General features: G+C 70.1%; 14 protein-coding genes. 8 read left to right on the top strand and 6 right to left on the bottom strand.

Features of this window, described 5'->3' with window-relative positions; genetic code table 11:
• Positions 1-66: 66 nt before the first annotated feature.
• Positions 67-984, top strand: a complete 918-nt coding sequence (locus tag AC1DTW_RS20450; RefSeq protein WP_477983221.1) for a recombination-associated protein RdgC — start codon at positions 67-69, stop codon at positions 982-984.
• A 34-nt stretch (positions 985-1,018) separates the two neighbouring features.
• Positions 1,019-2,749 (top strand): thiosulfohydrolase SoxB, encoded by a 1,731-nt coding sequence (gene soxB / locus AC1DTW_RS20445; RefSeq protein ID WP_477983220.1) that lies wholly within the window; start codon positions 1,019-1,021, stop codon positions 2,747-2,749.
• Positions 2,750-2,753: 4 nt separating this feature from the next.
• On the opposite strand, the gene AC1DTW_RS20440 is transcribed toward soxB, so the two are convergent.
• Complete coding sequence (locus tag AC1DTW_RS20440) at positions 2,754-5,939, bottom strand: CHASE domain-containing protein (protein WP_477983219.1); 3,186 nt, start codon at positions 5,937-5,939, stop codon at positions 2,754-2,756.
• Between the two features lie 110 nt (positions 5,940-6,049).
• Entirely contained in the window at positions 6,050-7,141 is a 1,092-nt protein-coding gene (gene ychF, locus AC1DTW_RS20435; protein ID WP_477983218.1) for a redox-regulated ATPase YchF, read from the bottom strand.
• An 86-nt stretch (positions 7,142-7,227) separates the two neighbouring features.
• On the opposite strand from ychF, the gene AC1DTW_RS20430 reads away from it, so the two are divergent.
• From AC1DTW_RS20430 to AC1DTW_RS20415, 4 genes are read left to right on the top strand one after another with little or no spacing between them, the layout of a single operon-like run.
• Positions 7,228-8,106, top strand: coding sequence for a pirin family protein (locus AC1DTW_RS20430; RefSeq protein ID WP_477983217.1), 879 nt, complete (start codon positions 7,228-7,230; stop codon positions 8,104-8,106).
• A 1-nt stretch (position 8,107) separates the two neighbouring features.
• Positions 8,108-8,554: a DUF4826 family protein gene (locus AC1DTW_RS20425; protein ID WP_477983216.1), complete on the top strand. Its 447-nt coding sequence runs from the start codon at positions 8,108-8,110 to the stop codon at positions 8,552-8,554.
• Between the two features lie 6 nt (positions 8,555-8,560).
• Positions 8,561-9,301 carry a fused MFS/spermidine synthase gene (locus AC1DTW_RS20420; protein WP_477983215.1) on the top strand — a complete coding sequence of 247 codons (741 nt, stop codon included), beginning with the start codon at positions 8,561-8,563 and terminating at the stop codon, positions 9,299-9,301.
• The gene (locus tag AC1DTW_RS20415; protein ID WP_477983214.1) at positions 9,298-9,939 is read left to right on the top strand and encodes a DNA-3-methyladenine glycosylase I; all 642 of its coding nucleotides are present in this window, start codon (positions 9,298-9,300) and stop codon (positions 9,937-9,939) included. Before AC1DTW_RS20420 ends, AC1DTW_RS20415 begins: the two co-directional genes overlap by 4 nt.
• Before the next feature lie 12 nt (positions 9,940-9,951).
• Here the strand turns inward: AC1DTW_RS20415 and AC1DTW_RS20410 are convergent, their stop codons facing one another.
• The gene (locus AC1DTW_RS20410; protein ID WP_477983213.1) at positions 9,952-10,857 is read right to left on the bottom strand and encodes a DMT family transporter; all 906 of its coding nucleotides are present in this window, start codon (positions 10,855-10,857) and stop codon (positions 9,952-9,954) included.
• Positions 10,857-11,831 (bottom strand): MOSC domain-containing protein, encoded by a 975-nt coding sequence (locus AC1DTW_RS20405; protein WP_477983212.1) that lies wholly within the window; start codon positions 11,829-11,831, stop codon positions 10,857-10,859. The genes AC1DTW_RS20410 and AC1DTW_RS20405 overlap by 1 nt, the downstream gene beginning before the upstream one ends.
• A gap of 79 nt (positions 11,832-11,910) precedes the next feature.
• On the opposite strand from AC1DTW_RS20405, the gene AC1DTW_RS20400 reads away from it, so the two are divergent.
• Together AC1DTW_RS20400 and AC1DTW_RS20395 are read left to right on the top strand one after the other, a co-directional pair.
• The gene (locus AC1DTW_RS20400) at positions 11,911-13,026 is read left to right on the top strand and encodes an FAD-dependent monooxygenase (protein WP_477983211.1); all 1,116 of its coding nucleotides are present in this window, start codon (positions 11,911-11,913) and stop codon (positions 13,024-13,026) included.
• 45 nt (positions 13,027-13,071) lie between these two features.
• Positions 13,072-13,800 (top strand): DsbC family protein, encoded by a 729-nt coding sequence (locus tag AC1DTW_RS20395; protein WP_477983210.1) that lies wholly within the window; start codon positions 13,072-13,074, stop codon positions 13,798-13,800.
• On the opposite strand, the gene hpaI is transcribed toward AC1DTW_RS20395, so the two are convergent.
• Complete coding sequence (gene hpaI, locus AC1DTW_RS20390; RefSeq protein WP_477983209.1) at positions 13,784-14,554, bottom strand: 4-hydroxy-2-oxoheptanedioate aldolase; 771 nt, start codon at positions 14,552-14,554, stop codon at positions 13,784-13,786. The genes AC1DTW_RS20395 and hpaI overlap by 17 nt on opposite strands.
• A 44-nt stretch (positions 14,555-14,598) precedes the next feature.
• On the bottom strand, positions 14,599-14,847 hold a 249-nt coding region (locus tag AC1DTW_RS20385; RefSeq protein WP_477982412.1), incomplete at its 5' end, for a cytochrome d ubiquinol oxidase subunit II.

Genomic DNA, 14,847 nt, shown 5'->3' with positions numbered 1-14,847 from the left:
GGTGGACAATCGCGCCTCCGTTTGCCCGGCCGAATGGCGCCGGGCGCATCCAGACAAGAGGCCTCTTTGCTCAAGAACCTGATCGTGTACCGCATCGGCCCGGGCTGGGCCGCCAACAGCGCCGAGCTCGAAGCCGGCCTCGACAAGATGATCTTCGTGGAGTGCGGGCCGACGCAGCCGCTCGCCGCCGGCTGGGCGCCGCCGCGCGGCCAGGCGCACGGCCCGCTGGTCGAATCGATTGCCGGTCAATGGCTGATGAAGCTCGTGATCGAGCAGCGCGTGCTGCCGTCGGCGGTGATCAAGCGCCGCGTCGATGCGCGCGCCGCGCAGATCGAGCAGGCCACCGGCCGCAAGCCCGGCAAGAAGCAGACGAAGGAACTGAAGGACGAGGTCGTCCTCGAGCTGCTGCCGCAGGCCTTCACGAAGCAGGCCGCGATCAAGGTCTGGCTGAACCCGAAAGACCGCCTGCTGATGATCGATGCGAGCAGCCCGGCGAAGGCCGACGAGGTCGTCACGCAGCTGGTCAAGGCGCTGGCCGGTCTGGCACTGACGCCGCTGCACACCGCGCAGTCGCCGGCCGCGGCGATGTCGGAATGGCTGACGACCGGCGAGGCGCCGGCCGGTTTCAGCATCGACCGCGAATGCGAGCTGAAATCGGCCGACGAGAGCAAGTCGGCGGTGCGCTACGCGCGCCATGCGCTCGACATCGACGAGGTGCGCCAGCACATTGCCGCCGGCAAGCTGCCGACGCAGCTCGCGCTGACCTGGCAGGGCCGCGTTTCATTGCTGCTGACCGAGGCGATGCAGGTCAAGAAGATCGCGTTCCTCGAAGGTGTGTTCGAGGGCGCGGGCAAGCCGGCCAAGGACGAAGCCTTCGACGCCGATGCTGCGATCGCGACCGGCGAGCTCGGCAAGCTGATCCCCGACCTGATCGACGCGCTCGGCGGCGAGCACCAGCCGGGCGTGCCGGCGCTCGCGGCCTGAGGCGTCCGCGGCGCAGGGTTCGTCGGCACCGACCATGAGCCTGGCCCGCCGCGAGTTCCTGCAGCTGCTGGCGTACGCGTCGGCGGCCGGCCTGGCGCTCGATGGCCGCGGCGTGCTCGCGGCTGAACCCACAACCGCGCAGCGTCTGTACGACGTGCCGAGCTTCGGCAACGTCAGCCTGCTGCACTTCACCGACTGCCACGCGCAGCTGCTGCCGTCGTACTTTCGCGAGCCGAGCGTGAACCTCGGCGTCGGCGCCGCGGCGGGCCAGGCGCCGCACCTGGTCGGCGAGCATCTGCTGAGGGCCTTCGGCATCGCGCCGCACAGCGCGCAGGCGCACGCGTTCACCTGCCTCGATTTCACGCAGGCGGCACGCACCTATGGCCGCGTCGGCGGCTTCGCGCACATCGCGACGCTCGTCAAGCGGCTGCGCGCGTCGCGCCCGAATGCGCTGCTGCTCGACGGCGGCGACACCTGGCAAGGCTCGGCGACCGCGCTGTGGACGAAGGGCCAGGACATGGTCGACGCCTGCAAGCTGCTCGGTGTCGACGTGATGAGCTCGCACTGGGAGCACACGCTGGGCGCCGCGCGCGTGCAGTCGATCGTCGCGACCGATTTCAAGGACCGCATCGCGTTCGTCGCGCAGAACATCAAGACCGCCGATTTCGGCGACCCGGTGTTCGCGCCGTACGTGATGCGCGTGCTCGGCGGCGTGCCGGTCGCCGTGATCGGCCAGGCCTTCCCGTACACGCCGATCGCGAACCCGCGCCACTTCGTGCCCGACTGGACCTTCGGCATCCAGGAAGAGAACCTGCAGAAGCTCATCATCGAAGCGCGCGCGAAGGGCGCACAGCTCGTGGTGCTGCTGTCGCACAACGGCATGGACGTCGACCTCAAACTCGCGCGCCGCATCACCGGCCTCGATGCGATCCTCGGCGGTCACACGCACGACGGCGTGCCGGCGCCGGTGATCGTGAAGAACGCGTCGGGCCAGACGCTGGTGACCAACGCCGGCTCGAACGGCAAGTTCCTCGCGGTGCTCGATGTCGACGTGCAGGGCGGCCGGATGCGCGACTTCCGCTACCGCCTGCTGCCGGTGTTCGCGAACCTGCTGCCGGCCGATGCCGCGATGCAGGCCCACATCGACAGCGCTCGTGCGCCGTTCCAGGCCCGGCTCGACGAGCAACTCGCGGTCACCGAGGGGCTGCTGTACCGGCGCGGCAATTTCAACGGCAGCTGGGATCAGCTGATCATCGACGCGCTGATGCAGGTCAAGGGCGCCGAGATCGCGTTCTCGCCGGGCTTCCGCTGGGGCACGACCTTGCTGCCGGGCCAGCCGATCACGCGCGAGCTGATGATGGACCAGCTCGCGATCACGTACCCGACGAGCACGCTGGCAGAGATCAGCGGCGCGACGATCAAGTCGATCCTCGAAGACGTCGCCGACAACCTGTTCAACCCCGATCCGTACTACCAGCAGGGCGGCGACATGGTGCGCGTCGGCGGGCTCGAGTACAGCTGCACGCCGAATGCGCGGGCCGGCGCGCGCATCTCGAACCTGCGCCTGAAGGGCCGGCCGCTCGCGGCCGACAAGCTCTACAAGGTGGCCGGCTGGGCGCCGGTCGCCGAGGGGGTCACCGGCGAGCCGATCTGGGACATCGTCGAGACCTGGTTGCGCGATCGGAAGGTCGTCCAGTCGCGCATGCCGTCCCGGCCCGCGCTGATCGGCGTGCAGGGCAACGCCGGGCTCGACGCCTCGGCCTGAGTGCTCAACCGAATTTTGTGTCGACCCGCTCGAGCAGGTCGTCGACGATGCTCAGCAATTCGGAGACGCTGACCGGTTTCGTCAGGTAGTGCGAGCAGCCCGCCTCGAACGCAGCGGCGATCTGCTGTGCGAGCGCATCGGCCGAGACCACGACGATCGGGATGTCGCGCGTGTACGGGTCCTGCTTCAGATGACGCAGCAGCTCCATGCCGTTGATGTCGGGCAGGTGCATGTCGAGCAGGATCAGGTCGGGCCGCTGGGCGCGGATCGCCGCGAGGCCGTCGAGGCCGGTCACCGAGATCTGCATCTCCACCTGCGGGCGCTGCGCGAGGATGCCGCGCATCACCTCGACGTTGGTCTCGTTGTCCTCGACGTAGTGGACGAGCCGCCGGTGGTATTCGGCCGCGGTCGGCGCGAGCGCATCGAGATCGGAGCGCACGGTGTCGGGGTCGATGGAGCAGGGCAGCGTCAGGATGAAGGCCGAGCCCTGGCCGGCGACGCTGCGCGCGCGCAGCGAGCCGCCCATCAGCTCGGCCAGGCGCTGGCTGATCACCAGGCCGATTCCGGTGCCCTGCTGCACCGAGCGTTCGCGGCCCAGGCGGTTGAAGGGCTGGAACAGCTCGGCCAGCTGCTCGCTCGTCATGCCCAGGCCGGTGTCGGTCACGACCATCTCGACCGCGTCGGTGCCGACGAGCCGGCTCGTGATGTGGATCTGCCCGCCTTCGGTGTTGTACTTGACCGCGTTGCTCAGCAGGTTCGTCAGGATCTGCTTCACGCGCGTCGAGTCGCCGAGCACGGTCGCGGTGCCGGGCGCCAGCGCCTGCGAGACCGCGATCCGGCGGCTGTGCGCCTCGCCTTCGACCATTGCGATCGTCGCGTCGAGCAGCTCGGTCAGGTTCAGCGTCTCGATCTGCAGCCGCAGGTTGCCCGATTCGATGCGCGAGAGGTCGAGCACGTCGTTGATCATCTCGAGCAGGTGCCAGCCGGCCTGCTGGATCTGCGTCACCCACGGGCGCTGCGCGTCGGTCAGCGGGTGCCGCGGGTCGAGCTCGAGCAGCTGCGCGAAGCCGAGCATCGCGTTCAGCGGCGTGCGCAGCTCATGGCTCATGCGCGACAGGAACTCGCTCTTCGCGCGGTTCGAAGCCTCGGCGGCCTCGCGCGCGCGCTCGGCCTCCTCGAGGCGGAGGTGCTCGGTGATGTCCTCGACCACGCCGACGATGCTGCGCGGCCGCGCGTTCGCATCGCGCAGCAGCGAGACGGTGGCCTGCACCCACACGGTCGCGCCGTGCTTCGCGATGTAGCGCTTGTGGCGACGGTACATCGGGATCTCGCCGCGCACCAGCTGCGCCATCAGCTCGACGTCCTGCAGCATGTCCTCGGGGTGCGTGTAGTCGGACAGGCTCATGCGCAGCAGCTCGTCGGCGCTGTAGCCGGTGAGCTCGCAGAAGCGCGGGTTGGCCTGCTTCACGTTGCCACGCAGGTCGGTGTAGATCACGCCGATCGGCACGTTGTTCAGGATGTTGCGAAAGCGTTGCTCGCTCTCGCGCAGTGCACTCTCCGCGGCCTCGCGCTCGTGCACCTCGGCCTGCAGCGCCGCGGTGCGTTCGCGCACCGCCGTCTCGATGCGTCGCGTGCGGCCGGTCACCGTCAGCAGGAAGCCGCCGAGCACCGAGGTCGACAGCAGGCCGACCAGCGCGAACAGCCAGACGTCGGCGCTGTGCACCTTCGGCAGTATCCCCGGCGCCGGGGTCACGCGCACCTCCCATTGCCGGCCCGCATAGGGCAGCGCGCGCACGAGCTGCATCCGGGTCTTGGGCGGTGCCTCGCAGCCCGGCGCGCCGGCGAGGCGCCGCGGTGCTGCGCCCGGGCTCACGTCGAGCAGGCACAGCATCAGGTAAGGCGGCAGCTGCGGTGCAAGCGCCTTCAGCTGATCGTCCATGCGCAGCACCACCGAGACGGTGCCGCGCATCGCGGCGGCGCGCTGCGCTTCGGTCGGTACGCGCGGCACGTAGACGGCCTGGTAGATCACGACCCCGAGCTGGTTCTCGTTCGCCGCCTGCTGCGTGAGTCGGAAGCCGGCGCTCGCCGCGGGCCGCCCGGTGTCGCGCGTCGTCTGGACCGCGGCGCGCGCCGGCGCGACCGACATCACGTTGACGCCGACCGCACCGGTGTTGCCGACGAGCGGCTCGATGTAGCGAATCGCCAGCATGTCGTCACCGGGCTCGAAGTTCGCGTCGCGGCGATCGAACACCTTGAAATGCTCCATGCCGGGTTCGGCCCGCACCTTCGCTTCGAACGCGGGCAGCTCGGCGCGCTGTACGCGCTCGGTCCAGGTCATCGCCTGCAGGCGGCCGGGCGCGAGCCAGGCGCGCGTGGCCAGACGCATCTCGGCGGCGTTGACGTCTTCGGAGGCGACGAAGACGCCGTTCAGCGCCTCCAGTGCCTGCAGCGGTTCACGCAGCTGGGCGCCGAGTGCCTGCACCGCATTCGTGGCGTCGTGGTCGAAGGCGGTCTGCACCCGCTCGCTGTTCCACTGCACGATCTGGCGAATGCCCAGGCCGAGCAGCAGCGTCACCAGCACCAGCGTCAACCCGACGCTCAGGCGGCGCGGCGCCCAGGCGTCGCGCGGCCGGCCGAGCAGTGTCAGCACGATCGGCGTCGCGATCAGCACGCCGAGCAGGTCGCCGAGCCACCAGGTCGCCCAGCTGAACGGCAGATCGGCGCTCGCCACGGTGCCGGCGAGCCACAGCGCGAGGTTCGCGATGAACGGGTTGACCAGGCACGAGACGGCGCCAGCGATCAGGAAGGCGCCGATGTCGCGCGGCTCGGAGAGCGTCAGCGGCTGCTGCACGTAGCGTTTGACCAGCAGCGCGCCGACGAAGGCCTGCAGCGTCGCACCGAGCGCGATCGCCAGCGGTACCGGCAGCATCGCCACGCCGAATGGCCGGGCCTGCAGCGCCACGGCCAGGTTGACACACAGCGAACCGAGCGCGATCGCCGGCAGCATGCGCCAACCGAAGATCAGCGTGCAGGCGAGCGCGACGCCGGCGGCCGGGTACAGCGGGGTCGAGTAGCCGGGCGGGATCGCCAGCGGCAGCGCCGCGATGCCCGCCAGCGCGTAGCCCAGCGCGGTCAGCGCGAAGGCGGCCGTCCAGTGCAGCGTCTTGTCGGTGGGCGTGGTGATGGCCAAGCGTCGGGCCCAAGGCCGGTGTCAGAGAGCCCGATTCTGCGCGGCCCGCGGCGCCAGCGCGGCGCCTCGGTCGGCAATTCGTTGAAACAATTCGCCGTCCGTGGCGCGGCCTACACGTTGAACAGGAAGTTCAGGACGTCGCCGTCCTTCACGACGTAGTCCTTGCCTTCGGCGCGCATCTTGCCGGCGTCCTTCGCGCCTTGTTCGCCCTTGAACGCGATGAAGTCGGCGAACGCGATCGTCTGCGCGCGGATGAAGCCGCGCTCGAAGTCGGTGTGGATCACACCGGCCGCCTGCGGCGCGGTGTCGCCGACATGGATCGTCCACGCCCGCACTTCCTTGACGCCGGCGGTGAAGTAGGTCTGCAGGCCGAGCAGCGTGTAGGCGGCGCGGATCAGCCGGTTCAGCCCGGGCTCGGTCTGGCCCATCTCGGACAGGAACATCAGCCGGTCTTCATCGCTCATCTCCGAGAGCTCGGCCTCGGTCTTCGCGCAGATCGCGACGACCGGCGCGCCCTGGCCCTGCGCGTAGGCGCGCAGCTTGTCGAGGTACGGGTTGTTCTCGAAGCCGTTCTCGTCGACGTTGCCGACGAACATCGCCGGCTTCGCGGTGATCAGGCACAGCGGCTTGACGAGCGCGACCTCCTCCTTGCCGAACGCGATCGTGCGCACCGGCTTGCCTTCGTTCAGCGCGGCCATGCACTTGGTCAGCACGTCGACGATCTTCTGCGCTTCCTTGTCGCCTGAGCGCGCGACCTTGCTGTAGCGGTGCAGGCCTTTCTCGACCGTGCCCATGTCGGCCAGGCACAGCTCGGTCTGGATCACCTCGATGTCGGAGATCGGATCGACCTTGCCGGCGACGTGGATCACGTTCTCGTCGTCGAAGCAGCGCACGACGTTGACGATCGCATCGGTCTCGCGGATGTGCGCGAGGAACTGGTTGCCCAGGCCCTCGCCCTTCGAGGCGCCGGCGACGAGCCCGGCGATGTCGACGAACTCGACGATCGCCGGCACGATGCGCTCCGGCTTGACGATCTTCGCCAGCTCGTCGAGACGCGGGTCGGGCAGCTCGACGATGCCGACATTCGGCTCGATCGTGCAGAACGGATAGTTCTCGGCCGCGATGCCGGCCTTCGTCAGCGCATTGAACAGGGTGGACTTGCCGACGTTGGGCAAGCCCACGATGCCGCATTTCAAACTCATTGGGGGTCTTTCAGGCTTTTCGGGCGAAAGGCGGATTTTAGGCGACCGACCTACACTCGCCGGAACGCCTTGCCGGAGTGCCCTTCATGCCCGAACTTCAGACGCTGAAACCCCACGAGAAAGACCTGGGCGGCGGCTTCCTGGTCCGCCGGTCGCTGCCGTCCTCGCTGCGCCAGGCCGTCGGCCCGTTCGTGTTCTTCGACCACTTCGGACCGATCACCGCGCACCCGGGCGACAACCACGACGTTCGGCCGCATCCGCACATCGGCCTGGCGACCGTGACCTACCTGTTCGAGGGCGCGATGATGCACCGCGACTCGACCGGCGTCGTGCAGCGCATCGAGCCCGGCGCGATCAACCTGATGACCGCCGGCCGCGGCATCGTGCACTCGGAGCGCACGCCGAAGGAACTCCTCGGCGTCGAGCGCCGCAGTCATGGCTTGCAGCTGTGGCTCGCGGTGCCGGCCGAGCGCGAGGAAGACCGGCCCGGCTTCCAGCATGTGCCGGGCGCCGAGATCCCGGCGCGCGAGGTCGATGGCGTGCTCGTGCGCGTGCTGATCGGCAGCGCGTTCGGCTTGAGCTCGCCGGTGCGCACGCTGTCGCCGACGCTGTACCTGGATCTGAACTTCGCGGTCGCGTCGGGCGCGACGCTGAAGGTTCCCGATGCCGCCGAGGAGCGCGCGCTGTACAGCGTCGACCATGACTTCGAGCTCGACGGCGAGCGGGTGCCGGCGTTCACGATGGTTGTGCTCGAACCCGGCAGCGAGCCGGTGCTGAGCGCGCCGCGCGGCGGCCGCATCGTGCTGGTCGGCGGCATGCCGCTGGGCAACCGCTTCATGGTCTGGAACTTCGTCTCCAGCCGCAAGGAACGCATCGTGCAGGCCCAGGATGACTGGGAGGCGCAGCGTTTCGAGCGCGTCCCCGGCGAGACCGAATTCATCCCGCTGCCGCCGCGGCGCCCCTGACGTGGGCGGTACCGACCTGACCCACGAGGAACGCTGGTGCGCCGAGCGCGCCGTCGATGTCGCCGCCTGCGTCGACCGGCTCGCGCCCGAGCACGGCCGCATCGGCGAGCGGCCGGCCTGGTTCGCGATGCCGTACGCGAGCCTGTGGGCGGTCGAGAGCGCGCACCGGCCCGAATGGATCGGCTGGTGGGTCATCGCCGGCGATCTGCCGACCGATGCGCTCGCCGCGCACGACCTGCCGACCCCGCGCGACGCGATGCGCGCGTTCGGCAAGCGCTGGGTGCTGCACGGCGAATCGCTCGACCGCGGCGATGTGCCGCCCGCCTGGGCCCATCTGCCGGACGATGCGCTGCCCAAGCTCGCTGCGCAGCTCAAGAGGCGCGGCGCGGCGCTGCAGGTCTGGGCCGAGGATGCCGCGGCGTGGCCGGACGACGACACGGCGGATTGACGGTCAGTGAGCGACGCGCCATCACCCTACCTGCGCGAGGAGCTCGACGCGCTGTCGCTGCAGTTCTCGAGCTCCGCGATCCAGAGCCGCATGCAGCTCCGGCGGCCGGACGCGCTGACCCTCGAGTACACGCGCACGATGATGGGCTGGATGATGTTTCGCCCCGCGGCCGAACGCCTCGCGCTGATCGGTCTGGGCGGCGGATCGATCGTGAAGTTCTGCCACCGGCACCTGCCGCGCGTCTCGTTGCTCGCGGTGGAGATCGACCCGCGCGTGATCGCGCTGCGCGATGCGTTCCAGGTACCGCCCGACGATGCGCGCCTGCGCGTGATCGAAGACGACGGCGCCCGCTTCGTCGCGCAGACCGACGCACGCTTCGAGGTGCTGATGGTCGATGCGTTCGACGCCGACGGCATGCCGGCCGCGCTCGGCACGCAGCGCTTCTACGACGACTGCCTCGATGCGCTGACGCCCGACGGCCTGCTGGTCGCGAACCTGCACGCCGGGCACCCGCAGCTGGCGTTGCACCTCGATCGCATCGGCCGCAGTTTCGGCCAGCGCGTGCTGCGCGTCGACGACCGCGACGGCAGCAACTGTGTCGTGTTCGCCGCCAAGGGCCCGCGCCTCGCGCGTGCCGGCAACGCAGCGCTGCGCCGGCCCGCGGCGCTCGCGGAGGCGCCGTGGCGCGAGCTGCGCGGTGCGTTCTCGCGCATCGCGAGCGCCCTCGCCGACAATCCCGGCCCATGACGACCCGAGACACCGGCCTCTTCACCGCCCTCGACGGTGCCGCGCGCTGCCGCTGGTGCCAGGCGAGCGAGGTCTACCAGCGCTACCACGACGAGGAATGGGGCTTCCCGGTCACCGACGACCGGCGCCTGTTCGAGAAGCTGTGCCTCGAGGGCTTTCAGGCCGGCCTGAGCTGGCTCACGATCCTGAACAAGCGCGAAGCGTTCCGCCGCGGGTTCGCGAACTTCGATGCCGAGCAGGTCGCGCGTTTCAAGGAGGTCGACGTGCTGCGCCTGCTCGGCGACGCCGGCATCGTTCGGCACCGCGGCAAGATCGAGTCGACGATCAACAATGCGAAGCGCGTGATCGAACTGAGGCGCGAGTTCGGCTCGCTCGCCGCGTATGCGTGGGGCTTCGAACCCGCGGCGCGCACACGGCCGAAGAAGATGACGCCCGCCGCGCTGCGCGCGCTGACGAGCTCGCCCGAGTCGCTCGCGATGTCGAAAGACCTGAAGAAGCGCGGCTGGAGCTTCGTCGGCCCGACCACCGTCTACGCGTTCATGCAGGCGATGGGGCTGGTCAACGACCACTTCGAAGGTTGCCACGTGCGCGCCGGCGCACTGCAGGCGCGCGGGCAGCTGCCGCCGCGCGGCGCCTGACGACGCGGCGCGTCAGGCCGTCCGGCTCGCCGCCGCACGCGCGGCGCGCGTCAGCATCAGCACGTTGCCGGCCACCGCGAGCGCGGCGCCGGCGAGTGTCAGCGCATCGGGCCGGAAGCGCTCGAACGCCATCGAGATCACGAGCGCGAGCAGTGGCGTCATCACACCGATGCTGCCGGTCGGCCCGGGGCCGATGCGCTGTTGCAGCGTCAGAAAGCACGCGAAGGTCAGCACCGAACCGGCCAGCGCCAGGTACAGCAGCGAGGCCCACCACGCGGCCTCCGCCGGCGGCACGAACGACAGCCCCTGGCTGAACGCGATTGCCGCGCACAGCAGCGCGCCGTAGACCATGCCGAACCCGAGCGCCGGCCAGAACGGCAGACCGTTCGCGCGATTGCGGCTCGCGGTCAGGCTGCCGACGGTGGACAGCAGCACCGACGCGAGCGTGAAGATCGCGCCGAGCGCCGCGCCGCTGCGGCCCGCGGCGCGGCCGAACTCGGGCCAGAAGATCAGCGCGACGCCGGCGACGCCGAGCAGCCCGCCGATCACGAAGCGCGGCGTCACCCGCGTGCCGAAGAGCAGCCGCGCGCCGAGGCCGCTGGCCAGCGGCGAGGCCGAGTAGCCGACCGCGACCAGGCCGGACACGACGAAGCGTTCGGCGTGATAGACGCAGACGTACGAGACGCCGTAGAGGAACCCGCCCTGCAGTGCCAGCAGCGCGTGCTCGCGCAGCCCGAAGCGCAGCGGCAGCCCGCGCCAGCGGCACATCGCCAGCACCACCGCGCCGGCCAGCCCGAAGCGGTATGCGACGCCGACTTCGGGCGCCACAGGGCCGATCTGGAACGTGATCGCGTACCAGGTCGTGCCCCAGGTGAGCACGCAGATCGCCAGCAGCTGCCAGTTCTTCAGTCGCTGCATCAATCGAACTTGAACGTCGCGCGGCCGGCCATGCCGACGCGCAGCACACGCTCGACGCCTTCGACGATCACCGCGTTCATCCCGAACGTGACCCGGCCCTCGAGCCGCGCGTCGGCGCGGTAGCCGGCGAGCGTGTCGGCGACCGCATGGCCGGTCTGCGCGGTCAGCGGGTCGACGTCGGGGATCGTGCAGCGCCCGCAGGGCTTCACGAGCCGCAGGCGCACCGGGCCCGCGTCGGTCTCGAACACGATCTCGTCGAGCGCGTCCTCGCCGTGCGCGTCGAGGCCGTCGAGCACGAGGTTCGGGCGGAAGCGCGTCATCGTCACGTCGGCCAGGCCTTGCGCCTGCAGGCGGCGGTTCAGCTCGGCGAGCGCCGCGACCGAGGTCACGAGGATCGGAAAGCCGTCCGCGAACGCGCTCTCGGCCTCGAACGTGCCGGTCCAGCGGCGATCCGCCAGCCGCCTTTGCTCGGGGTCGAAGCGCACCAGACGCAAAGGAAATTTGACCCCCGAGACGCCTTCGGCGTCGCCCCCCCGGGGGGGTGTGTCCGCCTTGGGGCGGCCCGCCGGCGGACCGCCGAGAAAATCGCTGAACCACTGCGCGCACAGGTCACCCATGTCGTAGGCGGCGACCTCGTCCTTCCAGACCGTCACGCGCATCGGCGTCTCGACCCGATCGAGCGCGACATGCAGCGCCAGCATGCCGGGCGCGCGCAGCACCATCTCGCTGGTCTTCAGCGTCGGCTGCACCAGCGCCATGCGCGGCAGTTCGCGCTGCGTGACGAACCGGCCCGCGGGGTCGACCAGCATCCACGCGCGGTCGAACTCGATGCCGGTCTCGATCACCAGCGCTTCGTTCAGCGCGATGCCGGCGCAGGACTTGATCGGGTACACATGCAGCGCCGCGATGCGCAACGCCTGCGTCGCCTGATCGTCGTCGTTCCCGCCTTCCAGCTGCCCTGCGACACCGTTCATCCGAGTTGATCCCCAAGCGGCGAAAAAGGAGGCGATTGTGCCCCGGGCGGCTGACGGGCGATCCCTACAATCGCCCGCCATGGACAGCTTCGACGTGCAAGTGCTCGGTGCCGGCATCGTCGGGCGCAGCCTCGCGCTGGCGCTCGCGCGTGCCGGGCTGCGCGTCGCGCTGCGGCCCGAGGGCGCGCGCGCACCGGCCGGCGACGATGTGCGCGCCTATGCGCTGAACGCCGCGTCGGTCGAACTGCTGCGCGGCCTGAAGGTCTGGGAGGCGCTGCCGGCGCATGCCGCGACACCGGTGCTCGACATGCACGTGCAGGGCGACGCGCACCATGCGGCGATCGATTTCTCGGCCTGGCGCCAGCACGTCAGCGCGCTCGCGTGGATCACCGACGCCGCCGTGCTCGAGCGCGAGCTCGCCGCGGCGATCCGCTTCGCGCCGCACGTCACGGTCATCGACGGCGATCGCCCGGTCTACGCGCCGCTGACCGCGCTGTGCGAAGGCAAGGCCTCGGCGACGCGCGCGGCGCTCGGCGTCGCGTTCGAACGCGTCGAGTACGGCCATCAGGCGATCGCCGCGCGGCTCACGAGCTCGCGCGCGCACCAGGGGATCGCGCGGCAGTGGTTCCGCGCGCCCGACGTGCTCGCGCTGCTGCCGTTCGACACGCCGCAGCCCGGGCACTCGTTCGCGCTGGTCTGGTCGCTGCCGAACGCGCGCGCGACCGAATTGCTGGCGCTCGATCCGGCGGCGTTCGAGCAGCAGCTGATGCTCGCCACCGGCGGCGCGGCCGGCGCGCTGACGCTGGCCTCCGAGCGCGCCGCGTGGCCGCTGATGCTGGCGAACGCGGGCGCCTGGTGCGGCCCCGGCTGGGTGCTGCTCGGCGACGCCGCGCACGTGGTGCATCCGCTCGCCGGGCAGGGCCTGAACCTCGGCCTCGCCGACGTGGCCGCGCTCGTCCAGGTGATCGAGCAACGCGAACCCTGGCGCGCGCTCGGCGACGAGAAGCTGCTGCGCCGTTATGCGCGCGAGCGCGTGGCAAAGACCTGGGCGATGGGCCAGCTCACCGACGGCCTGCTGCGGCTTTTCTCGAACGACGCGCCCGCGGTTCGGGAACTTCGCAACCGCGGCCTGACTCTGGTGAATGGCATCTCCCCGCTGAAGCGCTGGCTGACCGCGCGGGCGTTGAACTCCTGAATTCCCGATACCCCGATACCCCGAACTCCTGACCGAGGGACCGACATGAAAACCCTGCTGCTGCGCTCGACCATCGCGCTGGCCCTGACCGCGGGCCTCGCTCACGCGGCCTTCGCGCAAGAGGCGCTGATCCGCAAGAACCTGGCCGAGCGGCTGCCCGATTTCCCGAAGATCGACGAGGTCAACAAGACGCCGATCCCCGGGCTGTACGAGGTCCGGATCGGCACCGAGATCGTCTACACCGACGAGCGCGGCGATCACGTGATCCAGGGCAACATCATCGAGACGAAGACGCGCCACGACGTGACCCAGGCGCGCATCGACAAGCTCACCGCGATCGATTTCGCAGCGCTGCCGCTGAAGGACGCGATCGTCTGGAAGCAGGGCACCGGCGCACGCAAGATCGTCGTCTTCGCCGACCCGAACTGCGGCTACTGCAAGAAGTTCGAGACCGAGATGCAGCAGGTCAAGGACGTGACGGTCTACACCTTCCTGTATCCGATCCTCGGCGGCGATTCGCCCGACAAGGCGAAGAACATCTGGTGCGCGAAGGACAACAGCGCCGTCTGGCGCGACTGGATGATCAAGGGCGCCGCCGCGCCGCGCAGCATGGGCAGCTGCGATACGTCGGCGCTGGAGCGCAATGTCGCGCTGGGCAAGAAGTACCGCGTCAACGGCACGCCGGCGCTGGTGTTCGAAGACGGCAAGCGCGTGCCGGGGGCGTTGCCGCCGGCCGAGGTCGAGAAACAGCTGCTGCTCAGCCGCCGGTCTTGAACGCCGCGGCGAGCGCGCGCGCAGCCTGCGTCAGCAGCATCGCGTCGACGCCGACCGCGACGAACAGCGCGCCCCGATCCAGGTAGTACTGCGAGGAGGCGTTGTCGAGCATCAGGATGCCGGGCGCCTTGCCTGCGGCGCGCACCGTCGCGACGCCGTCGGTCATTGCCGCGACGACCTCGGGGTGCGCCGGCTGGCCGAGAAACCCCAGCGACGCCGACAGGTCGGCCGGGCCGAAGAACACGCCGTCGACCCCGTCGACCGCGGCGATCTCGGCCAGGTTCGCCAGGCCCGTGCGGGTTTCGACCTGCACCAGCACGCACATCTCGTCGTCGGCGCTGTGCACGTAGCGTGGCACGCCGGCCCAGCGCGACGAGCGCGCGCCCGAGCTGCCGACGCCGCGGATGCCGCGCGGCGGGTAGCGCGTTGCGGCAACCATCCGGGCGGCCTGCTCGGCGCTCTCGACCATCGGGATCAGCAAGGTCTGCGCGCCGATCTCGAGCAGCTGCTTGATCAGCACCGGGTCGCCGATCGGCGGGCGCACGATCGGATGGGTTGGGTACGGCGCGACGGCCTGCAGCTGGCCCAGCGTCGAGCGCAGGTCGTTCGGTGCGTGTTCGCCGTCGAGCAGCAGCCAGTCGAAGCCGGTCGTCGCGAGCGCCTCGGTGACGTACGGGTCGGCCAGGCTCGCCCACAGCCCGATCTGCGGCCGGCCTTCTTTCAGGGCCTGCTTGAAACGGTTCGTGATGATCATCGTGTCGGCTCCGGTGCGCGAGGGTGGGCTCCGGTTGTACCCGATCACGCGTACTTCAGCTCGCCGGTCTTGCCGCGGAAGACGCGGTACGACAGCACCGTGTAGCCGGCGATCGCCGGCACCGAGATGCACACGCCGATCAGGATCACCTTCAGTGCCGCGGGGCTGCTCGCGGCCTGCCAGATCGTCAGCTGGCCGATCACGACGAACGGGTAGATGCTGTAGGCCAGCCCGAGGAAGCCGAGCACGAACACGACGATCAGAAGCACGAACGGCAGCCAGCACACCGCACC

Source organism: Rhizobacter sp. P5_A1 (genome assembly GCF_056400745.1).
This window is presented reverse-complemented; position numbering and strand designations above follow the sequence as displayed.